Source organism: Mesorhizobium sp. CA4, from assembly GCF_020165075.1.
Lineage (GTDB): Bacteria > Pseudomonadota > Alphaproteobacteria > Rhizobiales > Rhizobiaceae > Mesorhizobium.
On sequence record NZ_JAIUHK010000009.1, the window covers coordinates 1 to 26,438 of the forward strand.

The following is a 26,438-nucleotide window of genomic DNA, read 5'->3' on the forward strand; positions in this document are numbered from 1 at the left end:
CCACCTCGAAGTTCGTCACGGTGGGCTTCTGGATCTTCCTCTTGCCCATCCTCATCAAGTTCTCGGCTCTCTTTGCCGCTTACGCTGTCCTCTCCAAGGCGACGGCTGACGGACCACCGCCAAGCCGACTCGGCGGGAACCCGGATTGCTCTCAGCCGTTCGCAGGCCATGGCAGCATTGCAGTTTCGAGAAGCGCTGACCAAGGTCGGCACGTTGACGTCCCGACCGGCAGCCTTTTTGATTTTGGGCGGCTACACTATTTCCTGGTTTGTCTTCGAGCGGGAAACGCTTGACTGGCACGGCTTCGCGACGCTGATCACCTGGGCAATGACGCTGCTTATCCAAAGGGCCGAGCATCGCGACACCCAAGCCCTGCAGGCGAAACTTGATGAGCTGATCATGGCGACCGATAAGGCTCACAACGAGATCGCCGAAATAGACGACAAAGAGCCGGAAGAAATCGAGGAAATGCGAGATTCCGGCGAACAAAGCTGAGCCGACACGCCGCATGACAGCTGGCCAGGCCTAGAAGGTGGCGCCATGCAGGTAACGCCACACTGGAAGGGCTTGCGCCACTCGGCCCGGTTTTCGACCGCTCCAAACCATTGAGGCGTCCGTTGCGAAACGGGAGCATTAGGATCATCTCGCAATTCCGGTCGGGCGTCACCGAAGAAGCCAAGCTGATGAAAGCGACCCAGGCGCCTTTGGATCGCGTTCAGCATCCTGATGGCAGGGTTGATGGTTATCCTTCTCGTCGGGCCGCCGACTCGCTGTTCCGACAGCCAGTAGGCTAACTGGCGGCCGAGGTGTATTGGAATTGGGGATCCGGTATTGAAAGCGTCGGGCGAGACGCTCAGTTGACGCAGCACAGATCAGGCGGGTGGAACGCGCCTCCAATTACGATGCCCTGATATAGTGAAATCGGGCGTTACTATCCACAGGCCTTGAAGGCAAACCGATATACAACCTTGTCTGCCTCATCGGTAACTCGAATCCAGCGCTGTTCGTCGCCACGTGTGTTCACGACCTCACTGCCCGTTGCCGTTTCAGCTGCCACCCATGGCGTATCGGCGTCGATGGCATGTTCAGCCACAACTCTGTCCCGGTCCATCTCTTCCACTCGATAAGCCTTCATGCGCGATCTCTGCTCCGTTCGTTCCCTCTCCGAACACAGAGCGTGCGAGCTTTGTTCCTGCCCCGTGCGGGCGGCGTCTACGGGCAGCTAAGGCAGATAGGTGATCGGGAACGTCCTCGCCGTCAGCCTTTCTCGATCGTGGAGATTGCTGGGTCTTAATTCCGCCTTGCCGGCAGCCCACCGGCCTCCGCGCCAGTCCAATTGCGGCCCAATCTGTTCGGAATCAGGAACGCTCGGTATCCCGGCTCGCCGGCGGCGATTTCACCACCTTCTTGCTCGGCAGCGGTGGGGCCTTGTCCCTGGGTCTCGTTTCCTTGATCGCCCTCTTCATCGTGCGGTTGAAGTTCTCCTGGGAAACGTTCCCAGCGGCGCCGCGGCTTCTTCCTCGGCTGGTTGCAGGCGATCCATCTTTAGGCATCGGCGTTAGCTCCAGCGGCTCGTGTTAGGATGGGTCGATGGTCGACAGGCGGTTGAGCAACGTGGATACCGCCGTGACTATCTGTGGCATGAAGTACGGCTTGGCTATCATGATGCTGTTCGGGACACCTTCGTGAGCCCAATGTGCCGCACTGTCGCCGCTTATGTAGACCACCGGCAAGACATTATTGGTATGGCGAAAACGTCGAGCCAGCTCCCATCCCGTCTCGCCAGGGCCCAGACGAATATCCGTCACCAGCGCTTTGAATTTTTCTGGGTTGGCATCGTAGGCGGCCACGGCGCTCGCCGCGTTATTTGCCCCGACGACCTCGAAGCCCGCTTCTTCAAGCGCAGACTCCAGGTCGAGCAAAATCATTGTCTCGTCTTCAACGATTAGGACCGCACCACCGCCCATGTTTGCGAGACCCCCGAGCGAACCCCAACGCCCGATCGGAACTTATGTTCCGTGAGCGTTGCGGGATGTTATCTTTCCTCGCTCAAGTTCACCCGGAACGCACAATGTAGACCAGCCCGATCGTAGGTGATCTTCACCCCACCAGCGTTCTTTCGCTCGAATACCCGCTGGAGCAGTTGCGTACCAAATCCGGTTTTGCCAGGGGTGACAGGTGGACCGCCCTTCTCACGCCAATCGAGCTCAAGAACCCGGTCGCCTCCAGCCTCCTGCAGCTTCCAATTGATCGCGATCGATCCCGTTGCGTTGGAGAGCGATCCATATTTGATCGCGTTTGTCGTCAGTTCATGAAGCGCTAGGGCGAAAGAGAGCGCGATGTTGGGTGGAAGCCAGACTTGCTCACCGCTGAGGTCGAAACGGTCGAGAGATGCATGCGGCTCAACGGCGGCCGCAATCAGAGCGCTGAGGTCGGCGCCGCTCCAGTTCTCGCGGGTCAAGATGTCGTGCGCCTCTGCCAGGGACACAAGTCGGCTGGAAAGCGCCTGACCCGCCTGTGCCAGGCTGCTGGCGTTGCGCATGGTTTGGGCGGCTATGGCCTGAACCACAGCAAGGGTGTTCTTGACCCTATGGTTCAGTTCATTGACGAGCAACTGGCGCTGTTCCTCCCCCCGTTTGCGGTCTGATATGTCCAGGCTGATCTGCACTGCGCCCACCACCGACCCTTCCGAGCTGCGAATGGGCCGCGCGCTGGAAAGCAAATATCGCTGCGCCCCTGATGGCAGAGTGTATGCAAATTCCTCGTTGGTGGTCTCTTCGCCTCGCATTGCCCTGCTAAGCGGGCGGTCCTCCCGGCTGATGGTTTGGCCGTTTTTGTAGGCAAGAGTATCGATCACCAGATCCGGCTTCCCAAATGGCCTGTGAGGCGGAGGCGACAGACCCATAAGTTCCGCCGCAAACCGGTTGCGGATAACCTGGCGGGCCTGCGGGTCATAGGTAAACCAGACCGCAGCGGGAACCGTCTCTAAAACTGTTTCCAACTCGCGCGTGCGCTCCGCAATTGCATGCTCTGCCGTGATCATGGCCTGGCCAATCGTGTCGAATTCCGCGACCGAGGTAAGGATCGGCTCCACGGCGCGGCCGCTGCCGAGCGCATCGGCTCGCCCGACGAGATCTGCGGTGGCCTTGGTGAACCTCCTGCCGACGAAGTAGGCCAGAGCGAGCGAGAAAAGCAGCGCCGAAAGACCGATCCCTCCGATCTGCGCGAACGACCACCAGAGCGGCGCCTGGACCTGGGATAGTGGAATGTTGGCGGTGTAGAACCAGCCAGAATAGGGTGATCGGTAATACCCAGCCAGCAATCTGCTCCCTTCGAAATTCTGAGACTGGAAAGTTCCGGAGCGGCCCACGACCTTATCCACGTATTCAGGCAAACCGGGCCTGCCGGCGACCTGATCATGCATTTTGGATCTGGCGACATATTTTCCCTCGCGGTCCCCGACACCGACCGTCCATCCCTGCGGAACCGCTGGCAGCATGGCAAGGCGGATGCGTTCGGTAGGAACTGATACCGAAAGGAACAACGGTTCGCCGCTGAAGCCCGACACCTGCGCAGTGACGGCGACGCGATACTCGTTAGCCCTGTGCCCGGCGAACACGTTGCCGACGAGAATTCCAGCCAGTTTCAGCTGCTCGCGTTCGTCAACTGTGAGCGGGGTCATTAAAGGTATATCTGAGGCGAGCTCAGGTCCGGTGCTTGCCAACTGGCGACCGTCGAGATTGCGCAGTGTGATTACCTCGTCCGTCCCTTGGACAAGGCGGCGCGCCTCGGCGCCAAAGGCCAGCAAGTCTCCATTGGCCAGAGCGGGGGACCTGGAGAGGCCATCAAGAACCGTCTTGAGATTAGAGAGTTCGCCTTCGACCACCAGCGACACCTGTCGAGCGGTCCACAGGGCTTCCTGCCCGATCCGTGACCTTTCATGCAGTGCGTACGTCACCAGCAGATAGGCAGCAAAAAGCCAGACGGGCAACACGGCTGCCGCGATTAGTCCAAGCAGATGGGCTCGTGCCGATCGACGAGACAATCTTACTTATCCCTGTTCACCCTCAAAGGTACCTTAATCCCATGCGCGCCAACGACAAGCGCGAGGAAGCAGCGCGCAGCGCTGCATTTGAGGCGTGCGTTGGGTGTCGACGGTATCGAGGACGCCAATCGCGCACGATCCAGACAAGCAGCGGCGCGTAGCGCGGAAATTCCTGAACCAAACAGCGGCCCGCGCTTTAACAAGTGAAAGTGGATGCATAGGACTGTATCGTTATGAACAGACCAACGGGAAAACTTCCATTCCGTAAGGGCAGCTTGAGGAGGAGAGCCCCCTCCCCTCGAATGCGTTTCCTTATAGACAGGTGCGAAGAACAAGGCAGTCCTAGGCACCTCAATCCGCAAGCCCGCACCCTGTCACGATCCACTCTCAGCGGTTCGAGTGAGCTCGTTGGGATTAAGTCATGACCGATCAGGGACATCATCGCGCCGAGCAAATTGACTGCTTGATAGTTGGAGGTGGCCCCGCTGGGCTCGCGGCCGCGACTTATCTCGGCCGCTTCCGTCGTCGAGTCGTTCTTTTCGATGCCGGTGAAAGCCGCGCGAAGTTCATTCCGATTACCCGAAACTGTCCCGGCTTTCCCGACGGTATATCCGGCCCTGACTTGCTAAGTCGTTTGCGGCAACAGGCCTTGCTGAGCGGCGCGGAGCTTAGGGACGAAGCAGTCCACGAAATTAAGCGCGACGGGGCCGAGTTTATTGCTGCCGGTCCAACATCCGTTCGAGCCCGTGCGGTGCTCCTGGCAACGGGTGTGGTCGACACGCTTCCTGACATTCCACTGGCTACCGACATGATTAGAGGAGGGATAATGCGCCTTTGCCCGATCTGCGATGGCTACGAGGTCATCGATAAGCGTGTCGCGGTAATGGGCCCTTTGAAAGAGGCGGTGAAGAAGGCGTCGTTCATGCGAACCTACACCCGCGACCTTACCGTACTTGCGACCGATGGGGCGTCTCGAATGGATGAATGCTCAGGCCCACTGATCCGGGAAGCTGGAATCCGGGTTGAGGCCTGCATTCCCAATTCGCTCCGCCCGCTCGGTGAACATGCCGTTGTCCTACTCTCCGGCGGAGCGACCTCCACATTCGATGCGGTCTATCCGGCGATGGGATGCAGGACAGGGGCTAAGTTTGGAATAGACCTCGGGGCGACTTGCGACGACCTCGGATACCTTATTGTAGATGCGCACCAGCGAACGGTTGTGCCCGGTCTCTATGCCGCTGGTGATGTGGTGAACGAAATCAACCAGATCGCGGTAGCGTTCGGCCACGCTGCGATCGCGGCCACGGACATGCACAATCGTCTCGCAGACCCCAACCACGGCTTTCGTCGTTGACCGCCATGCACCTTGTCCAAATACTGCTTCCCTGCATGGATAATGACGGTCAGCCTTTCGCCCAAGAAGACTTCGAGAGGGTAAAGGAAGAACTGGCGAGCCGCTTCGACGGCGTTACCGCCTATCTTCAGGCTCCTGCGGATGGTTTGTGGAGAAAGGGTGCCGAGTCAAACGCCGACAAGATCGTCATCTTTGAAGTCATGGCCAAGGAGATCGACCTACGTGAGTGGCGTGATCGCCGTACGGCGCTGGAGCGGCGTTTCCGGCAGGAGAAGGTGATTGTTCGCCATATGCCGATCACGCTGATTTAAGCCGCGAGATCCGATAGATCTTTCAAATCAAATTACTTGCCAACTGCCGTTCACGCGCGCAACGGCAAGGGAAGCCGACCTGCACTGCTCTCGGCCTGAATTGCGATGGTCAGTCACATGAACTGAAACCTTACGGACCTCCGCACGTTGCAGTGCTGCCAACCACAAGTGGGAGCTTTCATGCAGAGTGTGAACCGAACCGGACATCAGTGGAACCAGGCGTATGACCCGGCCGAATTCGCAGAAAAGCACGGGTTGACGGTAAGGCAGGCCATCGTCGTCATCGAAAGCAACGGTCCTTCTCGCGAAAAATGCGACCAGGCAGGGCACGCCTTCGCCGCAGCTTTAAAGCAATTTGGCCGCAGCCGTCATCCGCGCAAAAGGTCCGCTTGACCATCCCTTTTCCTGGAGATGACGCTAGCGCCGTTGTCGGATATCCTCTCCTTATCTAGCGCTTGGAACCTCCGTCGGCCATCGGAGTTGATGACGGCCAACGGGGGGCGCTGGTTGCAAATATACGGGCATCCAACTCACCCCCGGGGAATGACGAGCGGTGGTCCGCAGGCTCGCCAATGCGGCGGCAGCATTGCAGACAGGACGTGGACCCGCTCGTTCGAAGCCGAGCAAAATGGAGCGAATTGTCGAACAGGGAGTTAGGCAGCCTAGATGGGAGAGACAAGAATGGGTCCCACGGCCGCCCCCGACAGCAAGGGCTACGTCACGCCAACCACCCCGGCGGCAGAAGGCCTCAGCCCTGCCCTGGCGCGGAACATAGAGGCGCTGGTCGCGAGACGGAAACGCGACGCCGAGGCTGCATCCTTGGAGCAACGCATGGCCGCAGCGATCAGCAGTTTCGTCGGCAGCATGATGTTCGTGTATATCCACCTTCTCATCTTTGGGGCGTGGATCGCACTCAATCTCGGCGTCATAACCTTCATAAAGCCGTTTGATCCATCGCTGGTCATCCTGGCCATGTTCGCCTCGGTCGAAGCGATCTTTCTGTCGACGTTTGTTCTGATCAACCAGAACCGCATGGCGGCCGAGGACGACGCCAGGGCAGACCTCGATCTGCAGGTCAGTTTGCTGAATGAACATGAGACGACCAAGCTCATCAAACTGGTCGAAGAGATTGCCAAGCGCCTGGACGTGGATACCAAAGGTGACCAAGAGCTGAAGGAACTCAAGCGCGACGTGGCACCCGAAGCTGTTCTGGACAAAATCGAAGAGGCGGGCGAGCGGGGGACGCCAAGTTGATCCGCAGCATGTGCTGGGGCTTCGGCTCTCGCCAATCCGCGCGAAGCTCGCTTGAGCTACTACTTTGCCCAGCGCATTACCCGGCCGTCGCTGGGCGTTGTCCGTGGCGCACCCCTCCGTCGCAGCGGTCAATCTACCGTCCTGCCGGGACGCCCTGTCTCCGGGTTCCTGCAGGGCAAGAGGTGCCTGCTGACGCATCCCACCAGCCGCAAATGAATATTTTCGCACCTCCATGACAGATGCGATAGTTCTGTCATTTCAACATCGCTAAGGCACATCTTGCCGATTTGGTGAATTAAGCGCCTTGGGCAATATCTTTTGATAGATGCACCCAAAAACGTCGGCGGCGGCGGACCCACTTCGACGCAACCTTCTGCGACGCCTCTCACCGGCCAAATAGGTGCAAGAGCGGCAACGATTGTGAGATCGTGAGAGTTGCTGAATATATCGCCCTGCCGGTTTCATCATGGACCGAGATCGCCAGGGTCTCATCGATGTCGCTCTCAGCCATTTCGTCGACGGCGATGTCGTGCAGCGCCTTAAGCGCTTCTCGTCGCATGTCGCGCAGGCTGTCCAGTTCAACCCACGCATCGGCAAATCGCTGCCCGTTTCTCGTAACTTCGAAAACGTACCGTGGCATTCAGCCATTGTGAGCACTTCGGATGCTAGCGCATTTAAATTTGAGTGATCGCAATGGGCTGAGGGACGATGTCTCGCAAAAAAGTTGATACCTTGCGCGATAGTAGCAGTCGGACATTTGCCTCATTGGCGAGGTGCTCCGCTTCCGCCTGCGACAGCCCAATCAGCGATATGTCATTCGCTTCTGCCGGCAGTCACTTGGTCGGCCGCCGTAGACCAGCCACTCGCCGTTCGGCGGGTGCTGCTTATTCGCGGCACGCTCCCTTTTCCAGCGCGATAGCCTCTCGACGCTCCAAAGCGACTGGGGCTGGTCCGCTCGGCAAGCTGGCTCTTTCCGGCCATGTTCGGTCCGTTACCGATCTTGGCTTAGACCCTCTCCTCAAAGCCATCCAGCTTCTGCCAGTCAAAGCTGACCCCAATGCCTGGCTCGTCTGGGGCGACTGCCAGCCCATCCTGCAACCTGAGCGGACGAGTGGTGTACAGATCGATGTCGAAACTGTGCGCCTCCACCCAACCAGCGTTTGGTTGGCCTGCGACCAAACTCACATGCAGTTCCTGCATGCCGTGGCTGCACACCGGAATTCCAGCCTTGCGCGCAAGCTCGGCGACCCGCAACCAGCCTGTGATGCCGCCACAATTCGACGCGTCTGGTTGGATGTAGGATAGCTTCGACCAGGCGAAGGCATGCTCGAACTCCTCGATCACATGCAGGTTCTCGCCCATGGCCAGCGGCATGCCCGTCGCCTCGGCAATGGCAGCGTAGCCCTGGTAATCGTCAGGTATGATGGGCTCCTCGAACCACAGCAGCTCGTAAGGCGCGAATGCTTTCGCCGCTTCGATCGCCCGATCAACGTCGAGCGCGTAATTGGCGTCCACCATGAAGGGGGTGTGCGGCCCGATGCGCTCGCGGATGGCCTTAACTCGGGCGACATCCTCCGCGAGGTCGTCTTTGCCGACCTTGATCTTCACAGCATTGAACCCGGCGGCGAGATAGGAGTCGATGCTGGCCTGCAACTGATCGAGCGAGAAGTTCAGGTCGATGCCGCCGCGATATGCCTTGGCTGTTTTGCCGGCACCGCCGGCCATTTCCCAGAGTGACCGCCCGATGCGCCGGCCCTTCAGATCCCAGAGCGCTATGTCAAGCGCAGAAATCGCAAACGACGCGATGCCGCCGCGTCCGACATAATGGATGTGCCATAGCATCCCTGCATAGAGCGCCCCGATGTCAGTCGCGTCCCGTCCTTTCAGGAACGGCGCCAGGTCGTGCACGATCATGGCTCCGATCGCATGCCCACCTTTACCGCCAGTGTAGGTGTATCCAGTCCCTTCGCTGCCGTCCGCCAGCCTCAGGGTCGCTGTCACCAGCTCGAAATGCGTGTGAGCGCCATGCTTCGCGTCGGTCATTACTTCACGCAGCGGCACTCGGAAAAGCCGAACCTCAACGTCCGTGATTTCTGTATCGCCCATTGCAAGGCTCTCGCCGCCTGACCTATTTTCGTCATACCATAATTGCACTCTATCGGGCTGACCGCAACCAGATCGCTGATCCATCGCGCTTTTGGTCCGATGATAACTCGCCGGACCTTGTGCTTTGGTCCGATCTGCGCATTAATGACCGTGAAGTGGAGGACGGCTTGTTAAGTACACCACAGCATCTTGGAACGCGGGCCACGAGCGGAGCTGCTCGCGCCGCGGACGCCATGGTGATTGGAATCGAAGCGGATATCGCCTCCGGCAAGCTCGGCGACGGCAGTTTCCTGCCGGCTGAGCGCGAATTGATGGCCGAGTACGGCGTCGGCCGCGGCGTGGTGCGTGAAGCAGTCGCCCGCCTGGCAAGCCGCGGTCTTGTCGAAGCGCGTCCGCGCTTTCGCCCGGTGGTGCGCCGGCCGGGGCTGGACGCGGCGCTCGGCGCTTTGGAAGGTGTTGTCGGCCACCTGCTGAGCGCCCAGGCGGGAGTGAAGAACCTCTACGACACCCGGGTCTTTCTTGAAGCCGCTCTTGCGCGCAACGCCGCCATCCATGCGCGCAAGGACGACGTAGCCACGCTCAGATCAGCGCTCGAAATGAACGAGGCGGCGATACCGGATTCGGAAAAATTCTATGCCACCGACGTAGGATTCCACGCCGTGCTCTACCAGATCACGCGCAACCCGGTGATGCCCGCCGTGCACAAGGCCTTCACCGCGTGGCTGTCGCCGCATTGGATGCGCATGCCCCGATCGCCCGAGCGCAACCGGATCAATTTCCTGAGCCACCGCGAAATCTGCATGGCGATCATCGAGCGAGATCCAGATGGCGCAGAGCGGGCGCTGCTCAATCATCTTTCCGCGGCCTGGGAGTATGTCCGTGGCACATTTGAAATACCGTGAGGGCCGGAGGGAGGACCGGCGAGAATGACGCAGACTTACGATCATATTGTGGTGGGCGGCGGAGCAGCGGGCTGCGTGGTCGCGGCGCGGCTGGTGAAGGCAGGACGGCGGGTCCTGCTTCTCGAAGCTGGGCATTCGCACCACCACCCGCTGCTCGATATGCCGCCGGGCATCTTCAAGATGATCAATGGCTCGAAGTTCATGCGCTATTACCGCACCGAGCCGCAGCAGCATCTGGATGGACGCCAACACGAAATCTCGCAAGGCAACGTGCTGGGCGGCGGCACCTCGGTCAACGCCCAGGTCTATATGCGCGGCCGTGCCTCGGACTATGACGAATGGGATGAGTTGCTGCGCGGCAACAATGCCGGCATCCGCTGGAACTGGCAGGCGGTGCTGCCCTACTTCACGGGCATGGAAGGCAACGACCGCCTCGGCGGCGACTTACATGGCAGCGAAGGACCCTTGCTTGTCTCCGACCCCGGTCACATTGACGACGTTTCGCGTTGGTTTGTACAGGCGGTCCAACGGCTTGGACTGCCCTACAATCATGACTTCAACGGGCCGTCGCAACGCGGAGTGGGCTTCTATCAGTTCATGAACCGGCGCGGGAAGCGCAGCAGCGCTGCCTATGCGTTTATCGAGCCATTGGCTAAGGATCCCAGGCTGACGCTGAGGCTGAATTCTGCCGCGAGGCAGCTGCTGATCCAGAACGAGCGCGCCAAGGGTGTAATCTACACTGACCAATCGGGAACCGAGCACGAGGCCTATGCGGACGGCGACGTGATCGTCTCGTCGGGCGCGCTGGTGTCGCCGAAACTCCTTATGCTGTCAGGTATTGGCCCGGCCGAGGAACTTTCCAGACATGACATTGCCTGCGTCGTCGACCTCCCGGGCGTAGGCCAGAATCTGATCGACCATCCGGAAGTGCCGATCATTGCCACGGCAAACGGGCCTTACGGCTACTTTAAGCAAGGCCAGGGTTGGCGGATGATCAAGAACGGCTTGCATTTCAAGCTGTTCGGCGCCGGTACGATCCTGTCCGCGGGGGTCGAGGCTGGGGCTTTTGTCAATCCGACCGATCCTAATGACGAGCCGACGATCCAGGCGTTTTGCGTGCCACATGTGTACCTGGACCGCGATATCCTGACCCTGGTCGAGAATACCTACGGCCTCACTGTGACGACCGTGGTCGTCAAGCCGAAGTCCCGTGGCTTCGTGAAGCTACGTTCGGCAGATCCGAACGACATGCCCGTCGTCTCTCCGCACCTGCTCAAACATCAAGACGACATGAAGCAGATGATTGCCGGCCAGCGCTATTTCCTGAAGGCATTCCACGCGAAGCCGCTGGCGGACCGCATCAAGGCTGTAGCCGTCCCCCGGGAAGACGACCTCAGCGACGCGGCGCTCGAAAGGCACTGCAAGCGCTTCGTCAAAACGAATTACCATCCGGCCGGCACCTGCCGCATGGGTCCGGACAGCGATCGAATGGCCGTTCTGGACGCGGCCATGCGGGTGCGCGGGATAGAGAACCTGCGCGTTGCCGACATGTCGGTGTGCCCTAACATCAACGCCGGCAACACCGCTGCACCCGCTATGATGCTGGGCGACCGCTGCGCCGACTTCATTTTGGAAGCGGGCGCAGTGACTCAATCGAGGGCGGAGTCTGCAAGTGAGCTGACCTAGCCCGCTATACGCGAGGAATATTCAACGTCGTCAAAACGCGACAACCAAGGAGGAAAGCATGATCATTACCCGTCGGAAATTGTTGGTAGGCTCCGCCGTCGGCGTGGCCGCTCTTACCCTCGCCTCACGCGCCTTCGCCGCCCTCCCGCCGCTTGCCAAGAAAGACAAGTACAAGGTCGGCTTTGCCCAAACCGAGAGCAATAATCCATGGCGGCTGGCTGAAACGAAAAGCATGCAGGACGAGGCGGCAAAGCTCGGCCATCAGCTCGTCTATACTGATGCCGCCGGATCCTCGGCCAAGCAGGCCTCCGACGTAAACTCCATGATCGCACAGGGCGTCGACGCGATTTTCCTGCCTCCCCGCGAGGACAAGCCGTTGGTGCCGGTCATCCTGGCCGCGCGTGATGCCGGCATCCCGGTCTTTCTCATTGACCGCGACGTGGATCACACCATGGCCAAGCCTGGGCAGGATTACGTCACCTTCATTGGTTCCGACTTCATCAACGAGGGTAATCGCATCGCCGAATGGGTGGTGAAGAACGCCAATGGAAAATCGAAGATCATCGAGCTGGAAGGCACCACCGGTTCCTCGCCAGCCAACGACCGCAAGAAGGGATTTGACGACATCATCGCCAAGCATTCGGAATTCAAGATCGTCGCTTCACAGTCGGGCGACTTCGCTCGCGACAAGGGCCGCCAGGTGGCGGAGACGTTACTGCAGGCGCATCCCGAAGCCGATATCATCTATGCCCATAATGACGAGATGGCGCTCGGCGCGATCGCAGCTCTCGAGGCCGCCGGCAAGACGCCCGGAAAAGATGTGCTGATCGTCTCGATCGACGGCGAAAAGGACGGCGTGCAAGCAATCGTCGACGGCAAGATCGGCGCCATCTGCGGCTGCAGCCCGCTTTTCGGTCCGAAGGCTTTCGCGACGATGGCTGACTATGCCGCGGGCAAGCAAATCCCGCCCTTCATCAAGAACGACGACGACTTCTACGACGGCACGAACGCAAAGGATAAGATCAGTACGGCGTTCTGATTTATCTGGTTAAAGGCGCCTCCCCGCCTCGGCGGGGAGGCTTTTTCGGAGCTTTGCCGATGACGCGGCCGCCCGACGGACCTTTCCCCCTGCTTCTCGAGATGCGCGACATCCAAAAGCGTTTCGCCGGCATACCGGCGCTGGCGGACGCGTCGCTTTCCGTGCGCTCAGGCGAGGTCCATGCCCTGATAGGCCAGAACGGCGCGGGCAAATCGACGCTGATCAAGGTCTTGACCGGATATCACCGCAAGGATGCCGGGCAAGTGCTGTTCGAAGGCGAGCCCTTCGAGGTCCACTCGCCCCACCAGGCACAAGTCAACGGCATCAGCACGATTTATCAGGAGATCAATCTGGTCCCGCTACGGTCAGTGACGGAGAACATTTGCCTGGGCCGGGAACAGCGCCGTTACGGCCTGCTCGACTGGAATGCCATGCACGCGGAAGCCGAGCGCCTGCTGAGCCGCTTCGCAATTGGCATCGATGTTCGCCGTCCGCTTGGCGAGTTCAACACTGCAACACAGCAGATGGTGGCGATCGCCCGGGCTATAGGGTTCTCCGCTCGCCTTGTCATTATGGACGAGCCGACCTCGTCCCTCGACGAACGCGAGGTGGGAGTGCTGTTCAGCGTCATTCATCAGTTGAAGGCTGAAGGGGTGTCCGTCATTTTTGTAAGCCACAAGCTCGACGAGTTGTATGAGGTCTGCGACCAGGTCACGATCATGCGCGACGGCCGCACCGTGCGCAGCGCCGCAATGAAAGAAATCGGCAAACTGGAACTTGTCGCAGCTATGCTCGGCCGCGATGTCGCGGCTGTCGAGGGTCACGCCACAGCCTTCGGCGAGCGCGACCGCTCTAGAATCGGGGATGTGATGTTTTCGGCCCGCGGGCTTGGGGCCGGGCAGGCTGTCCGCAATGTGAGCTTCGATCTCCGGCGCGGCGAGATCGCGGGCTTTGCCGGCCTCCTCGGCGCGGGTCGCACCGAAACCGCACGGCTCGTGTTCGGCGCCGATCGCCCAAGCGCCGGCCAGATGACGATGGAAGGTGCCGCGTACCACCCCGACCGTCCCGCCGACGCGATCGCCGCCGGCATAGGCTTCTGCACCGAGGACCGCAAGGGCGAAGGTATCGTGCCGGAGATGACGGTGGCAGAAAACCTCACCCTTGCGTTGCTTCCGAAAATCAGCCGCAACGGCGTGCTGGACGACTCGCGCCAGCGCGAAATCGTCGAGCGGTTCATCCGCGAGCTCGGCATAAAATGTTCCGGGCCCAATCAGAAGGTGCGAGAGCTTTCGGGTGGGAACCAGCAGAAAGTGCTGCTTGCCCGCTGGCTGGCGATGAATCCGAAGCTACTCATACTCGACGAGCCGACAAGGGGAATAGATGTGGGTGCCAAGGGCGAGATCCAGCGTCTGATCCGGAGACTTGCAGATCAGGGCCTCGGTGTGCTCATGATCTCGTCAGAGCTGGAGGAAGTGATCGAAGGTGCGGATCGCATATTCGTTCTGCGCGATGGTGTCAGCGTGACCGAGTTGGAAGCTGAAGCCGCTAACGAAGAAAAAGTGCTGACCGCGATGGCGCACGGGACGAGCGCTTCCTCGGAGGTCACGACGTGACCGAGCTGCCGAGGTCATATGCGGATCGGGATGCAGTCGCGCGCACCTTCGATCTCTTCGACTTCCTGTCACGCTACGGGACCGTGATCGCACTTGTCTTGCTGGTTGCGTTCAACCTCGCCTTCACACGCAATTTCGCGACAATGCAGACGCTGAACGTCAACCTCACTCAGGTCTGCACCATCGTCATCGTAGCCGTCGGAATGACGCTCGTCATAGCCACGGGCGGCATCGATCTCTCCGTCGGATCGCTAATGGCTATTTCGGGTGCGCTGGCGCCGATGATCTTCATGGGGAAGATCCTTCCGATCGGAAGCATCTACCTGGGCGTGGCGGCCGCGATGATCGTCTCAGTACTGGTGGCCGGGCTGTTGGGACTCTTCAATGGCTGGTTGGTCGCCCGCTTCCGAGTCCAGCCCATTGTTGCGACACTGGTTCTGTTCATCGCGGGCCGCGGCATCGCTCAGGTGATGACGAACGGGAACCTGCAGACCTTCCGCGTACCGGAATTTCAATGGATTGGCCTTGCCCGACCCTTGGACATCCCGGCCCAAGTCATCATCATGGCTGTCATTGTCGCGGCAGCTGCATGGGCATTGAAAAAAACGCTGTTCGGGCGATGCATATTGGCGGTCGGCGGTAATGAAAAGGCTTCCGAACTCGCTGGTATTGCAGTCTCCAAGATCAAGCTTGCTGTCTATGGCATCAGCGGCCTTTGCGCCGGGCTGGCCGGGCTAATCGTGATTGCAATCAACTCCTCCAGCGACGCGAACCTGGTTGGCCTTGGTATGGAGCTTGATGCCATCGCGGCCGTTGCAGTGGGCGGAACTCTGCTCAGCGGCGGCAAGGCCACCATCATCGGTAGCCTGCTTGGCGCGCTTACCATTCAATTGGTGCGCTACACCCTTCTTGCAAACGGGGTGCCTGACGCCGCTGCCCTTGTGGTCAAGGCGGGGATCATCGCGCTCGCTGTGTGGCTGCAGCAGCAGCATCGCGGGTAGCCCTATGAATCGTGCCCGCCTCGTCCGCATTATTGGCACCTACGGCGTATTGATCGCCCTGGCTGCGCTCATTCTATTCGGTTTCCTGCGTTATGATCGGTTCCTCAGCTTCTACAACGTGATGACTCTCCTGCGTTACAATTCCATGTTCGCGTTGGTGGCGCTTGGTATGTGCTTCGTCATCATGACAGGGGGAATCGATCTTTCCGTGGGCTCCGTCGCTGCCTTGGGCAGCGTGGCTTCGGCGTTGGCAAGTCCTTATGGAATCGTTCCTGGTCTCGCGGCCGGTATAGGCGCTGGGCTGGCCGCCGGGCTCATCAATGCGACCCTTGTCACACGCGCCAATCTGATGCCGTTCATAGCCACTCTCGCCACTATGCAGGCCGCCAGTGGCTCGGCCCTCCTGCTTGCGGGTAACCAAACCGTTTCGGTCTCCTATGAATCGGGCTTCACTGCCATCGGCCAAGGCAATTTCTGGACGTTTCCGATCCCGGCGGCTATCGCCGTCGTGGCATATCTCATCGGTTCCCTTGTCCTGAATTACACCGGCACCGGACGGGCGGTGCTGGCAATTGGCGGCGGCGAGGATGCTTCGCGTCTCATGGGCCTGCGGACCGATCGCGTGAAGTTTTTGGTCTATGTCGCGAGCGGGGGATTGGCAGGACTCGCCGGCGTTATCCTCGCATCGCAGTTTGGGGCGGGACAGCCCATTGAAGGAGTGGGTTGGGAATTGTTCGCCATCGCAGCCGTTGTGGTAGGCGGGACGCTACTCACTGGCGGCTCCGGTTCGGTTGTGACCACGCTCGCCGGCGTGCTCCTGCTCGGCATCCTGTTCAATGTTCTGAATTTCGAGAACGGGATGGGATGGATCTCGCTTTCGGCCTACTGGCAATCAGTGATCCGGGGACTGTTCCTCCTGGTGGTAGTCCTCCTTCAGGCCCGACTGACACGTCGGCGTCTCAACGCGCTCTGAACGTCTCGGTCCCTCCCGCTCAAGCATTGCATAGGTTAGCTTGCAGCAATTTTTCTTGGCAAAGACGGATCCGGGTGAGCACGCGACGTCGACGCGGCTCGGCGGATTCAGAAAACGCACGTTTTAAGTCATTCTGTCTTGTACGCAGGAACATTCCAGGTGTTGGGAGGTTACGGAACGCCAACCCTTGGAGGAAGCCTCATGTTCATGCACAATAAACGACTGCAATACACCGTTCGTGTTTCCGAGCCGAATCCGAGGCTGGCGTGCATGATCATGGAGCAGTTCGGCGGCGCCGATGGCGAGCTTGCCGCCGCAATGCGCTATTTCACCCAAGGGGTGGGCGAAGACGATGTCGGCCGCAAGGACATGTTGCTCGACATAGCGACCGAGGAGCTCAGCCATCTCGAGGTCGTCGGCTCGATCGTCACGATGCTCAACAAAGGCCTGAAGGCGCAGCTGGCCGAGGGGCAGATGAAAGAAGCCGAACTGTACTTGATGGTCGGCGCAAGCGGCACGACGACCAAAGAGTCCATCTTGTTTGGCGGCGCACCTGCGTTGTGCGACTCGGCTGGAGTCCCGTGGACTGCCGCCTATGTCGATTCCCGCGGCGAGCCTACCGTCGATCTGCGGTCTAACATTGCCGCCGAGGCGCGTGCCAAGATCGTCTATGAGCGACTGATCAACATCACCGAAGATCCCGGGGTCAAGGACGCCCTCGGATTCCTCATGACGCGCGAAATCGCGCATCAAAAATCCTTCGAGAAAGCGCTCTACGCGATCGAGAACAACTTCCCGACGGGCAAGCTCCCCGGCATTGAGAAATATGCGAGCATGTACGTCAACACGTCGCAGGGTGAAGGGGACACGAATGGGCCATGGAATTCGGGAGACGAATGGGACCGCGTGGACGATCTTGAGCAAGTCATGCCGGCGGACGATGGCGATGGGACAGCAACCGTCAAGCTGGCGGCCAAAGACATGAAAGTGGTTGCAAAAATGGGAGAGCGGACGCTCTCGGATCCCTCCTCCGATCCGACCACAGGCGCGGATATAGGCGCCGGGCCGGGGGCCGGGCGAACCAAGAATGGCGACATGGGCGGCGCGGCCAATATCAACGAGGCGCCTGTGCGGGCCGAGGCCGCCGCTCGCAAGAAAAAGTAGGCAGCGAGTGAGCCTACCAGCTGACCAAGTTCAAGTTCATCTGCCTATCAGGACTGCCGTAGAGTGGCACCAGGCTTCAAGAGCAGAGACGCGCAGTCGGCTCCCGCACCTCTCGTTACCTCGAACCGCAGAGTGCAGCCGGTCTATTTTCGAAAGTCCCTCGACGATCTCAAAGGACAAAGCACCAAAGAGATAAACCCGCTCCCCAGCGGGTTCGTCGTGGACGTGCATGTCGAATCGGGGCGCTGTCCTCCGGTAAAGGCAGGGCGGACCCCTTTAATGCTTTGCCAGCTAAGGCCGCAAGTACGCAAATAATTGAGGGAGCGGTCCTTGGGAATCGAGGCACGTCAGTTCCTCGACTGTGCCCCCCCGTGCTGAGGTGCACATAGCTGCTGCAGCGGCATTTCGTGCCGTCCGGCGAGCAGTCTTGGGATTCTGTCGACAAGGCCGGGCGCCTCTCGGCGGGCAAGCATGTTGCTTGGGATCATGTGAACTCCATCCGGAAGCCTACACCGACCGCAGCCCATTACGTAGCCAGCGTACGCTGAACCAGCACCCCAACTTGCGAACTACAAGGTGTTCCAGCCCGTCGGGCCGGGGCGCTATCACTCGGTTGAGGTAGGCCCGGCCGCAGGTCGCCTCCGGACGGCAGACCCGGCCCGACTAGTTCCGTTGGCGTATACAAGGTCAGCGAGGCGAGAAAGGAAATTGACCAATCCCGTCTCAGGATCTTGATCCTCGCCCGTCACCGCCGTGATGCCCCAACGCGCCAGCACAGCTTCCTCGACAGGATCACGATGTGCCATGAAGATAAACGAGGGGGGCCGATCCGCCTCGTAGCCCGACCGGCTCCAAGTCTGCCAGAGCCGATGCAGAAGCAGCCGGATGTTCAGGTCGGAAAGGCTATAGCCAATAAACAGAACCGTACTGCCCAATGCGTCCGAACGGAACCTCACGTCGAGCGGCGAGTCGAATGACAGTCGATCAAGATAATCGGTTTCCGTGAGGACTAAGGAAGAATCGTCATCGAAGTCGCCGTGGAACTTCACGATGTAGGGGACGTCCCTGCGAGCCTTCGAAACATCCCTCGCATTGGCCACCTTCACATATTCGACGCCATGTATCTCAAAGGCAACTTCAAGGTTTCGATCATAGTTCGTCGTGTAGATCACCGGGAAGTTCAGCGCGACGATGAGACGGTGCAATTCGGACTGTTCGATCTTATCGCGGCTGACGGTCCAGTGCCGGTCCATCCAACTGCGTAGTGGTCCGATGCTGCCATGCTCGATGCGGTAATACTCGGCCAGAGTCTGGAAGCGGCCGCGCTGCCTGCTAAGGTCCACTTCCAAGCCGAGTTCATCCGCCATTCGCTCGATCAGCTTCTCCCAGGAGGGCAGGCCGACGCTCATCGAGACGCCTGCCCCAACAAACAGCACCGCGTCGCGCTCTCGAATGGATTTCGCGAGCGGGATAAGAGGATCGCTGGTCATTGCCGACCCAAGAGAGGATGATTGCCCGCCACTGGATCGGCAGTCGTCTCAACGGCAGCATCGACACCTTGCACGCTAACGCGCCAATCACGTCCTGCACAGCTGTTGCTCTTCCCGGATCGACGCAATTTTACCTACCAAGCGGCTTATGCGAGAGCTCCCTTAACTCCCGCTCGTCTGACATGCCAGTCATGCATTGGCGACCAGTCGCGATGAGCGCGCCTCTCTCTGGGGTTCGCCTTCGTTGGCCGTCCCACCAGATTCGAGCACGAGGGTCAAAAAACCTCGCCTCATGAGGCGTGAACGGGCCCTTCGAAACTCTTGTGACTGGTATCGCCTTCTCCATAACGCCGCACCAACGCCCGACCTGAGGTCTCGCATTGATGGCATGACAGGTGAACAGCCGACCTCCATGTCCTGGACATCGGCCGGGCCTCCGCCGCAGAAGCCGGTCCATGCATACCGCTGCGCGCGAAGCTTCTTGCGAGCCGGGGTAAATTCCATCAGGTTTAGTCATTTGGGTTCTCGCAGCTTCCGAGCTTCCTTGACGAGCACGGCAAGATTGCCTCCGTGGTTTTGGATCAGTTCCCGTGCCTGTTCCTCTGTGATCCCATTTACCGCGGCGAAATAACCGAGCTGATCTGCATCGCTTGTCGAAATCCGATTTGGATCGCGCACTTCGCTTTCAGCGCTGTCACGTTCGAAATTGAAAACATTCATACGGCGGCGCACGACGTCCTCGCATCAGCTTGTGGGTCCAGCCCGCTTGCCGACAGGGTCGTGCAAGGAATGAAAACTTGCCCGATCCGCCGTCGGGACTTGGGCCGCGAATTTCCGGTTGTTTGCTGTCAACACATGCCTGGCCGCTCTCCGCACGAACGCGACCGAACTATGCCAAAGAGACATTGTTCCCGACGGCAATGTTACCGCGGGGGCGCCCGTGAGGCCAAACGGAACGAAACCTCGCAATAGGCCCGCGAGCTTGTGAGAGCCGGTCAGGCCACTTTCGAGAGCAGGGACACGTCGAAGCTCGCCAACCCATAGCGCCAGCGATGGTTCGTCGCCGCAACGCGACTCTGGTAGAAGAGGGTCAGTCGCTCGCCGTCGATCATCACCGTCGAGTGGCCGTTTTCTCCAGGTCCGTCCGGATCAAGCACAGGACCTATCGAGACGTAAGGTCCGGTAACGGCGTCTGCGATGGCGAAAAACACCCGCTGCCGGCTACCCCTCGGTCCGTGCGGAAGGAAGCAGGTGGCGTTGAGGAGCACGCGACCATCCGGAAGCTCCACCAATTGGGCGCCTTCAATCCCCCATTCGTAGTCGGGGTCTTCCCGTGTGTTGTGGTGAGGGATGTCGTTGTGATCCAGGATTTTGCCCAAGCGCTTCCAAGGCCCGAACCATGAATCGGACTGGCTTCGCGCCAGATAAATATCCGGCTGCGGGACGCGGGTGAATTTCGGCATGCCGGAATAAACCATGTAGCGTTTGCCGCCGACGAGAGCCGGATGCGGATCATAGATGCCGTCTTCATCCGTTCCCGGCAAGGACAGGATTGCCGGGTTGAGCACCACCCAGTTGAACCCGTCGTTGGAGACCGCGTGTTCGCAACGGCCGCCTGATTTCATGAACTCCGTTTGGATGAACATATGGAAGACGCCGTCTTCGTGCACGACACCCGGCGCCGCAACGCCCGAACCCGTGATAGGCAGTTCGATCGGCGCGTGCTCGGTCCAGGGTCCCTGCAGTTCGGGCGCGGTGGCGTGAAGGATCTTCCAGCTCTCGCTGGTTACCGTGCCGCTCGACCCGAACACATGCCAGAGCCGGCCATCATAAACCGGGCACGGGTCCTTCAGATCGTCCACCACCTGAGGGTGGAACAACGGGAACACATTCGTCTCAAAATCGATCTTCATTTTCTGCCCCAGCGATTGCCGGCCGTAACGCCCCTGGCGCTTCGGTCCGACGAATCAATTCAAGCCGTCGAATATTTTAGCTGCTCATTCAACGGAAATGCGGCATCCGAGCGGCCGTCCCCAGGAAGCTGCTTGCAAACGATCACCGCACCGTCTGATGCAATGCGCCGGCTTGCATATATCCCGCGGTCCGCGGCTGGAACAAGTTATTCGGCGGACAGTTAGACACATGGCTGCAAACGATTTTTGCAGCTCGCGAACAACAAATTTTATTCGCAGTCTCAACGGCAATGTCATCAGGGAAAAGCTTACATGGATGCGGCGATAAGAATACCGGCCACCACCAGAACCAGAAAAGGACAAGATTTACTGATATGCTTTTCCCATTTGCGATGGAATTTCGTTTATCAACGCCCACAGCACATTCTCACCCTTGCCTCGCAAGAGCATCAGATCATCTACTTCGAGGAACCGATCTTCGAAGAATGCTCACATTCGTCCATTCGGTTTTGCGACGTGGCGCCGGGCGTCCGGATCGCGACCCCCTTGCTGCCGATCGGCACCAGCCCCGCCAGGGCGGACGCGATCCAGCGCAGATATCTTGACCGGATCATCGCGTCGACGCCGCACGCTCAGTTGACCGCCTGGTATTATACCCCGATGGCCTTGCGGTTCAGCGCGCATGTCAACTTCGACGTATGCGTCTATGACTGTATGGACGAGCTTTCGGCATTCAAGAATGCGCCGGCCCAACTTGCGCTGATGGAACGGGCGCTCTTCGAGCGCGCCGATGTCGTGTTCACTGGCGGCCTAAGCCTGTTCGAAGCGAAGCGCTGCCAGCATCGGGCAATCTATCCCTTCCCCAGCAGCATCAACGTCAGCCACTTTCACAAGGCGAGGACGCCAGGCGAGGAACCAGCGGATCAACTGGCCATCCCACACCCTCGGGTAGGCTTCTTCGGCGTCATCGACGAACGCCTCGACATGGGTCTCGTGGCGCAGGCTTCAAGGACGATGCCGGACGTGCACTTCGTGATGCTCGGTCCGGTTGTGAAGATCGATCCTGACCGCCTGCCGAGAGCCGAAAACCTGCATTGGCTCGGCAACAAAGCCTACACGGATCTGCCCGAGTACCTCCGGCATTGGGAAGTGGGCTGGATGCCGTTCGCGCTCAACGAAGCCACGCGCTTCATCAGTCCGACGAAAACTCCCGAGTTCCTCGCCGCGGGTCTGCCCGTGATCTCGACTGCAATCGTCGATGTCGTGCGGAGCTACGGCGCCGCGGGCCTCGTCGATATTGCGGACGCCGAAGATATCGAGCCCAAGCTGCGCGCACTGCTGGCGCAGCCGCGCGACGCGCGGCTGCCAGCGGTCGATGCCTATCTCGCCAACATGTCCTGGCAGCGAACATGGGAGGCCATGGCCGCCCACATCAAGCAGGCCGGTGCAAGCAAGAAGGTCGTGCCCTTCCGCAGGAGCGCATGACATGTTCGACTGGCTGATCGTCGGAGCGGGCTTTGCCGGCAGTGTTCTCGCGGAACGGATCGCCTCGCAAAGGGGCGAAAGCGTTCTCCTCATCGACCGCCGCAGCCACATCGGCGGCAACGCGTATGATTGCTATAACGAAGCGGGCATCCTCATTCATCGTTACGGACCGCATATATTCCACACCAACGCCCAGTCGATCGTCGACTATCTGTCGTACTTCACCGCATGGCGGCCTTACGAGCACCGTGTCCTCGCTTTCGTCGACGGCAAGCTTTTGCCGATTCCGATCAATCTCGACACGATCAACCGCCTTTACGGTCTGCAGCTGAGCTCGGCAGAGCTGGAAGACTTTTTCGCGTCGCGTCGTGAAACCATTGACGAAGTCAATACTGCCGAGGATGTGGTTGTCAGCACCGTGGGCAGAGAACTCTATGAGAAATTCTTCCGCGGCTACACCAGGAAGCAGTGGGGGGTCGATCCCAGCCAGTTGAGCAAGGCCGTGACGGCCCGCGTTCCGACCAGAACGAACCGCGACGATCGCTATTTCGGCGATAGCTTCCAGCAGATGCCGGCGGCCGGCTACACGCGCATGTTCGAACGGATGTTGGACAATCCCAACATCAAGATCATGTTGCAGACCGATTATCGCGAGGTCCGAGAGCGAATTCCCTTCCGGCGGCTGATCTACACCGGACCGATCGATGAATTCTTTGACTGGAAGCTTGGCCGTCTGCCTTATCGTTCATTGCGCTTCGAGCATGTCACCCTCGACTGCGAGCAGTTTCAGCCGGTGGCCGTGGTCAATTATCCCCAAACGGAAGCCTATACGCGCATCACCGAGTACAAGCATTTGACTGGCCAGAAGAATGTCCGGACGAGCCTCACCTACGAATATCCGACAGACATTGGCGACCCCTATTACCCGGTGCCGCGTTCGGAAAACGAAGCGCTATACAAACAATATGAAGCGCTTTCTGCAAATTGCCCCGACGTGTGGTTCGTCGGCCGTTTGGCAACGTATCGCTACTACAATATGGATCAGGTCGTAGGACAGGCCTTGGCCACTTTCGCGCGCATTCAGAAGACGGTACCGATTGCGGATGATTTGCAGACGGCCATCGCGACGCCCGCTTAGCCGCCACTGCGGTCGTCCGGCACCGCCAGGTCGCGCGAGTCAAAAATGTCAGCGAATAGCTTCTGCTGCCTCCCGAGTTCATCGGCCATCGGTTGACGAACGCGGCGTAAACCATCCGCATGGATGACGGAAAAAAGGCCAACCTCGGCGTGCCGAGAATTGTCCCATCCAGGATAAGCCGCGATCGGATAGAGGCAGATTCCTTCGACCGGAGCTCCTTGACTGATCGCGGTCCGAACTTCATCGCATACGTAGTGAAGCCATGCGGGTCCTGCGGATCCTTCGGCGCCGGTCTCTGCGATATATAGGGGTTTGGCATAGCGTCGGGCGACCTCGACAAGCATCTCTGATAGAGCCCGGTATTCATGGTGGCCCATCGGGATTGTCGGCCCATGCAGGTACCATTGGTTGTGCGGATAGAAGTTGAGGCCAATCACATCGATCAGATCCTCGGCTCCTCCCAGCCCTGGCTCGATACGGCCCATCAGCATGTCATATGCTTCGAACTGCCCTTGGCGGGCCCTCTCCGCACGACGGACCTCCTGACGAGTGCGGTCGCGCGGCGCGATGTGGATGAGCGGTTCTGCCCACACGAAACGGCATTCGGGGTCTGCTTCACGCATTGCACGGATACCCTGTACGGCCGCCTTGACCAGATGCCGCTTGAACCACCCCCTCTTTCTAGGTCCGGCTGGCGGAAAATATCCGACTTCGACCGCCCATGCGAAGAACGATATTTCGTTGATGGGACAGACCACCGCGGCTTTCCCGGTCACCGCTCGGTGCAGTCGGATCGCTTCGGCTGCGAAGGAAGCATAGCTCTGGATCATCTGTTCGCTGCCCTGGTCGAGGTGATCGGGAGAGCCGTAGTGAAAGATATCCCAAATGACCTGAACGCCGGCGGCACTCGCGGCATCCAGCATGGACTTCCAATTCGACCAATCGTAGACGCCCGGCGCCGTTTCGATCAGATGCCACCGCAGTCCATCACGAATGGTTCTCAATCCCAACTTCGAGCATCGACGGTAGTCGTCCTCAGCGTGGATGTCGTGGCTAGTGGCCCGGACAAGGTCCAGACGTAGGCCATCTTTCCGATGATGCGAAGAACACTCGAACCCCGCCATGAAGAAGCTGTCGAAACTGAGCGGAAGAAGATCAGGCATCAAACTTTGTCTTGCTCCGCCGTGCGCCGCCGGATGTTGCGGACCGAAATTGATATTGAAATTCCTTACGGCGCTCTCGGCGATGAAACGTTTGCTCCCACGCGACGGGCGCCCAACCCAGAACAGCGTTAGATGTTCCAGGCTTCGATCGCGGCGGCACTCCACGATGCCCTGAGTGACACGGGCTTGCAAACTGGCCAGACCGGTTTTGGCTCTCGTCCAACGCTACCCATCGAGCAGCACCGCGGTTTACGATGCACACGCCATGGCAACTGCTCCGCAGTTCCGCGGCCGCATAGGCCAGCACCGCAGGGTCTTCGATTTCGCGAATCCGGTCGCCCAGCGCAGCCAACAGTTCGAAGCGCTTCTGTTTCTGCTCCGCGATCGCGTGAGATAGCCCCCATGCCATCCCCAAATCACCGAAGCCGATAAATGCGCAGGAGCGTAAAGAGTCCCTTTAGGAAGTGCCCATCGCTTTAGGCTGCGTCAGTTCCAATTTCGCTTCCCGAGGAACAGCGACTGATCGGCAAGATCAGGGTCACGCGGCGCGACGACGGTCACCCAATGGCGCGCCGTCGCCGACCAGATCCGGCCAGAGGTCCCTAAGCTCGCCGCCATCACGGACGACGCCGAACCTGACGTGGTGGCCTACATGACCTTCCCCAAGGAGCATTGCGCCAAGCGGCACTCGACCAATCCGATCGCGCGTCTCAACGGCGAGATCAAGCGCCGAACCGACGTGGTCGGGATCTTCCCGAACGAAACGCCATCGTCCGCCTCGTCGGCGCAATCCTGCTCGAGCAGAGTGATGAATGGCCGTGCAGCGGGCCCGCTACATGACACTGGAAACCATCAGACGGATGAGCGATGATCCGCTCATCAGCCCTGCCAGCCGTGGCTCGCTGATCAGCCCGGCTTCCTGCGGAAGAGCGCGGCGCCAGCGCCGTCGGCTACACCACTTCCTGAGACACGATCCCCATCAAGAGGGCCCGTCGCCCTGCAGGGCGACGCGCCCTTGCTTGAATGGGACCGTGATTGCTGGAGGAGCAATCTGATTTCGAACCGGCGGGCAGTCGAAAGGGCCGGCGAACCGCTATTTGCGAGAGCCTTGTGATCCCCTGCGTCGCTTGAGCGCTTTGGCGGTCCGGACATCAGATCTTGTGTCCGTCGACACAAGGGCCGAATCATGCCTCGGCGTCAAGACTCCTGCCTTTCGCCGCGGCCAACCGGGCAGAATCTCGGCAAGTAGGCTTCGCATTATACGTCTCATTCGATCGCCTCCGTACAGCTTCCAGATCGAACGAACACCGGGCTCCGATCGTCTCGCTATTACCGGCGTCAGCGTCTCAGCTCGGCTTGGCTTTGCGCGCGCGCAACGCAATCGCGGTGTCGAGCTTGCGCGCCAGCTCCAGCATTCGAGAAGGTGCATCCTCGTATGTCAACGAGTCCAACCGGCCACTCATGCTGCGATCCAGTGTGGTCCCGGACGGTTCCTGTTCGGATAGCAGTGCTTCACGAATCTTTTGCGCCACGGCCGTTCCCCTAACATGGGTTAATGCCTGCCCACTAACCCACCCACGGAAAAAAGGTTCCTGCTCGGGTGGTTTGCTGGACTGGCGAACTCCCCTTGTTCGGCGCAGCTGTCGCTAATGTGGAAGCCGACGCCGCCCTCTGCCTTCCGAAGCCGATCAGGAAACTCTCCAGCGCCTGTAGGATTGCGCGGGAGCAGTCAGTAAAGCTGCCAGATCGGGTCGAAGCGCACCCAGCGAACTGCTGGAACGGTTCACCCACAGGCGCGTTC

24 protein-coding genes and 1 pseudogene are annotated in these 26,438 nt (G+C 59.6%); 15 read left to right on the plus strand and 10 right to left on the minus strand.

Annotated features, from left to right (window positions below; genetic code table 11):
• Positions 1–168 precede the first annotated feature (168 nt).
• Positions 169–495 carry a low affinity iron permease family protein gene (locus LB528_RS09535; protein WP_224510205.1) on the plus strand — a complete coding sequence of 109 codons (327 nt, stop codon included), beginning with the start codon at positions 169–171 and terminating at the stop codon, positions 493–495.
• 436 nt (positions 496–931) lie between these two features.
• Here the strand turns inward: LB528_RS09535 and LB528_RS09540 are convergent, their stop codons facing one another.
• The 3 genes from LB528_RS09540 to LB528_RS09550 form a co-directional block, all read right to left on the minus strand.
• Complete coding sequence (locus LB528_RS09540) at positions 932–1,135, minus strand: hypothetical protein (protein ID WP_224510208.1); 204 nt, start codon at positions 1,133–1,135, stop codon at positions 932–934.
• A gap of 442 nt (positions 1,136–1,577) precedes the next feature.
• On the minus strand, positions 1,578–1,967 hold the full coding sequence (locus LB528_RS09545) for a response regulator (RefSeq protein WP_224714677.1): 390 nt from the start codon (positions 1,965–1,967) through the stop codon (positions 1,578–1,580).
• A 68-nt stretch (positions 1,968–2,035) separates the two neighbouring features.
• Positions 2,036–3,994, minus strand: coding sequence for a sensor histidine kinase (locus LB528_RS09550; protein ID WP_224714678.1), 1,959 nt, complete (start codon positions 3,992–3,994; stop codon positions 2,036–2,038).
• Between the two features lie 472 nt (positions 3,995–4,466).
• On the opposite strand from LB528_RS09550, the gene LB528_RS09555 reads away from it, so the two are divergent.
• The 4 genes from LB528_RS09555 to LB528_RS09570 all read left to right on the plus strand — a co-directional run bounded on the left by LB528_RS09555 (position 4,467) and on the right by LB528_RS09570 (position 6,964).
• Positions 4,467–5,399 (plus strand): NAD(P)/FAD-dependent oxidoreductase, encoded by a 933-nt coding sequence (locus tag LB528_RS09555; protein WP_224714679.1) that lies wholly within the window; start codon positions 4,467–4,469, stop codon positions 5,397–5,399.
• A gap of 5 nt (positions 5,400–5,404) precedes the next feature.
• Complete coding sequence (locus tag LB528_RS09560) at positions 5,405–5,710, plus strand: hypothetical protein (protein WP_224714803.1); 306 nt, start codon at positions 5,405–5,407, stop codon at positions 5,708–5,710.
• A gap of 180 nt (positions 5,711–5,890) precedes the next feature.
• Entirely contained in the window at positions 5,891–6,103 is a 213-nt protein-coding gene (locus LB528_RS09565) for a hypothetical protein (RefSeq protein ID WP_224714680.1), read from the plus strand.
• A 288-nt stretch (positions 6,104–6,391) separates the two neighbouring features.
• Complete coding sequence (locus tag LB528_RS09570; RefSeq protein WP_224714681.1) at positions 6,392–6,964, plus strand: DUF1003 domain-containing protein; 573 nt, start codon at positions 6,392–6,394, stop codon at positions 6,962–6,964.
• A gap of 385 nt (positions 6,965–7,349) precedes the next feature.
• On the opposite strand, the gene LB528_RS30525 is transcribed toward LB528_RS09570, so the two are convergent.
• Positions 7,350–7,604, minus strand: a complete 255-nt coding sequence (locus LB528_RS30525; protein ID WP_224510223.1) for a DUF6894 family protein — start codon at positions 7,602–7,604, stop codon at positions 7,350–7,352.
• A 365-nt stretch (positions 7,605–7,969) separates the two neighbouring features.
• Complete coding sequence (locus tag LB528_RS09580; RefSeq protein ID WP_224714682.1) at positions 7,970–9,070, minus strand: mandelate racemase/muconate lactonizing enzyme family protein; 1,101 nt, start codon at positions 9,068–9,070, stop codon at positions 7,970–7,972.
• On the opposite strand from LB528_RS09580, the gene LB528_RS09585 reads away from it, so the two are divergent.
• From LB528_RS09585 to LB528_RS09615, 7 genes are all read left to right on the plus strand, one after another.
• Complete coding sequence (locus LB528_RS09585) at positions 9,070–9,972, plus strand: FCD domain-containing protein (RefSeq protein ID WP_224714683.1); 903 nt, start codon at positions 9,070–9,072, stop codon at positions 9,970–9,972. The two genes, LB528_RS09580 and LB528_RS09585, sit on opposite strands and share 1 nt — an antisense overlap.
• A 24-nt stretch (positions 9,973–9,996) precedes the next feature.
• Positions 9,997–11,658 carry a GMC family oxidoreductase gene (locus LB528_RS09590; protein ID WP_224510234.1) on the plus strand — a complete coding sequence of 554 codons (1,662 nt, stop codon included), beginning with the start codon at positions 9,997–9,999 and terminating at the stop codon, positions 11,656–11,658.
• A 58-nt stretch (positions 11,659–11,716) separates the two neighbouring features.
• Entirely contained in the window at positions 11,717–12,697 is a 981-nt protein-coding gene (locus tag LB528_RS09595; RefSeq protein ID WP_224714684.1) for an ABC transporter substrate-binding protein, read from the plus strand.
• Positions 12,698–12,756: 59 nt separating this feature from the next.
• Positions 12,757–14,310, plus strand: a complete 1,554-nt coding sequence (locus LB528_RS09600; RefSeq protein WP_224714686.1) for a sugar ABC transporter ATP-binding protein — start codon at positions 12,757–12,759, stop codon at positions 14,308–14,310.
• A gap of 5 nt (positions 14,311–14,315) precedes the next feature.
• Complete coding sequence (locus tag LB528_RS09605) at positions 14,316–15,311, plus strand: ABC transporter permease (protein WP_411962138.1); 996 nt, start codon at positions 14,316–14,318, stop codon at positions 15,309–15,311.
• A 4-nt stretch (positions 15,312–15,315) separates the two neighbouring features.
• Complete coding sequence (locus LB528_RS09610) at positions 15,316–16,284, plus strand: ABC transporter permease (RefSeq protein ID WP_224510244.1); 969 nt, start codon at positions 15,316–15,318, stop codon at positions 16,282–16,284.
• Between the two features lie 201 nt (positions 16,285–16,485).
• A complete protein-coding gene (locus tag LB528_RS09615) occupies positions 16,486–17,448 on the plus strand; it encodes a manganese catalase family protein (RefSeq protein WP_224714688.1) in 963 nt (320 codons plus the stop codon).
• Positions 17,449–18,053: 605 nt separating this feature from the next.
• Here LB528_RS09615 and LB528_RS09620 read toward each other — a convergent pair.
• The 3 genes from LB528_RS09620 to LB528_RS09630 form a co-directional block, all read right to left on the minus strand.
• Entirely contained in the window at positions 18,054–18,938 is an 885-nt protein-coding gene (locus LB528_RS09620) for an SIR2 family NAD-dependent protein deacylase (RefSeq protein ID WP_224714689.1), read from the minus strand.
• 513 nt (positions 18,939–19,451) lie between these two features.
• Positions 19,452–19,670: a DUF3606 domain-containing protein gene (locus tag LB528_RS09625; RefSeq protein ID WP_224714690.1), complete on the minus strand. Its 219-nt coding sequence runs from the start codon at positions 19,668–19,670 to the stop codon at positions 19,452–19,454.
• A gap of 263 nt (positions 19,671–19,933) precedes the next feature.
• Entirely contained in the window at positions 19,934–20,851 is a 918-nt protein-coding gene (locus LB528_RS09630) for a hypothetical protein (protein ID WP_224510252.1), read from the minus strand.
• Positions 20,852–21,163: 312 nt separating this feature from the next.
• Between LB528_RS09630 and LB528_RS09635 the strand changes: the two genes are divergently transcribed.
• Positions 21,164–22,336 (plus strand): glycosyltransferase, encoded by a 1,173-nt coding sequence (locus LB528_RS09635; protein WP_224714691.1) that lies wholly within the window; start codon positions 21,164–21,166, stop codon positions 22,334–22,336.
• A gap of 1 nt (position 22,337) precedes the next feature.
• Positions 22,338–23,474, plus strand: coding sequence for a UDP-galactopyranose mutase (glf, locus tag LB528_RS09640; RefSeq protein WP_224714692.1), 1,137 nt, complete (start codon positions 22,338–22,340; stop codon positions 23,472–23,474).
• Here glf and LB528_RS09645 read toward each other — a convergent pair.
• Positions 23,471–24,721: a beta-glucosidase gene (locus tag LB528_RS09645; protein ID WP_411962139.1), complete on the minus strand. Its 1,251-nt coding sequence runs from the start codon at positions 24,719–24,721 to the stop codon at positions 23,471–23,473. The two genes, glf and LB528_RS09645, sit on opposite strands and share 4 nt — an antisense overlap.
• A gap of 463 nt (positions 24,722–25,184) precedes the next feature.
• On the opposite strand from LB528_RS09645, the pseudogene LB528_RS09650 reads away from it, so the two are divergent.
• A pseudogene (locus LB528_RS09650) lies at positions 25,185–25,521 on the plus strand (transposase); the annotation flags it as partial.
• Between the two features lie 462 nt (positions 25,522–25,983).
• Here the strand turns inward: LB528_RS09650 and LB528_RS09655 are convergent.
• Positions 25,984–26,169, minus strand: coding sequence for a hypothetical protein (locus LB528_RS09655; RefSeq protein WP_224510266.1), 186 nt, complete (start codon positions 26,167–26,169; stop codon positions 25,984–25,986).
• Positions 26,170–26,438 lie beyond the last annotated feature (269 nt).

Excerpts from the sequence above, each read along its gene's own strand:
- LB528_RS09535 (WP_224510205.1), top strand. The coding sequence starts at position 169 with ATGGCAGCATTGCAGTTTCGAGAAGCGCTGACCAAGGTCGGCACGTTG.
- LB528_RS09540 (WP_224510208.1), bottom strand. The coding sequence starts at position 1,135 with ATGAAGGCTTATCGAGTGGAAGAGATGGACCGGGACAGAGTTGTGGCT.
- LB528_RS09545 (WP_224714677.1), bottom strand. The coding sequence starts at position 1,967 with ATGGGCGGTGGTGCGGTCCTAATCGTTGAAGACGAGACAATGATTTTG.
- LB528_RS09555 (WP_224714679.1), top strand. The coding sequence starts at position 4,467 with ATGACCGATCAGGGACATCATCGCGCCGAGCAAATTGACTGCTTGATA.
- LB528_RS09560 (WP_224714803.1), top strand. The coding sequence starts at position 5,405 with ATGCACCTTGTCCAAATACTGCTTCCCTGCATGGATAATGACGGTCAG.
- LB528_RS09565 (WP_224714680.1), top strand. The coding sequence starts at position 5,891 with ATGCAGAGTGTGAACCGAACCGGACATCAGTGGAACCAGGCGTATGAC.
- LB528_RS09570 (WP_224714681.1), top strand. The coding sequence starts at position 6,392 with ATGGGTCCCACGGCCGCCCCCGACAGCAAGGGCTACGTCACGCCAACC.
- LB528_RS30525 (WP_224510223.1), bottom strand. The coding sequence starts at position 7,604 with ATGCCACGGTACGTTTTCGAAGTTACGAGAAACGGGCAGCGATTTGCC.
- LB528_RS09580 (WP_224714682.1), bottom strand. The coding sequence starts at position 9,070 with ATGGGCGATACAGAAATCACGGACGTTGAGGTTCGGCTTTTCCGAGTG.
- LB528_RS09590 (WP_224510234.1), top strand. The coding sequence starts at position 9,997 with ATGACGCAGACTTACGATCATATTGTGGTGGGCGGCGGAGCAGCGGGC.
- LB528_RS09595 (WP_224714684.1), top strand. The coding sequence starts at position 11,717 with ATGATCATTACCCGTCGGAAATTGTTGGTAGGCTCCGCCGTCGGCGTG.
- LB528_RS09600 (WP_224714686.1), top strand. The coding sequence starts at position 12,757 with ATGACGCGGCCGCCCGACGGACCTTTCCCCCTGCTTCTCGAGATGCGC.
- LB528_RS09610 (WP_224510244.1), top strand. The coding sequence starts at position 15,316 with ATGAATCGTGCCCGCCTCGTCCGCATTATTGGCACCTACGGCGTATTG.
- LB528_RS09615 (WP_224714688.1), top strand. The coding sequence starts at position 16,486 with ATGTTCATGCACAATAAACGACTGCAATACACCGTTCGTGTTTCCGAG.
- LB528_RS09620 (WP_224714689.1), bottom strand. The coding sequence starts at position 18,938 with ATGACCAGCGATCCTCTTATCCCGCTCGCGAAATCCATTCGAGAGCGC.
- LB528_RS09630 (WP_224510252.1), bottom strand. The coding sequence starts at position 20,851 with ATGAAGATCGATTTTGAGACGAATGTGTTCCCGTTGTTCCACCCTCAG.
- LB528_RS09635 (WP_224714691.1), top strand. The coding sequence starts at position 21,164 with ATGGATGCGGCGATAAGAATACCGGCCACCACCAGAACCAGAAAAGGA.
- glf (WP_224714692.1), top strand. The coding sequence starts at position 22,338 with ATGTTCGACTGGCTGATCGTCGGAGCGGGCTTTGCCGGCAGTGTTCTC.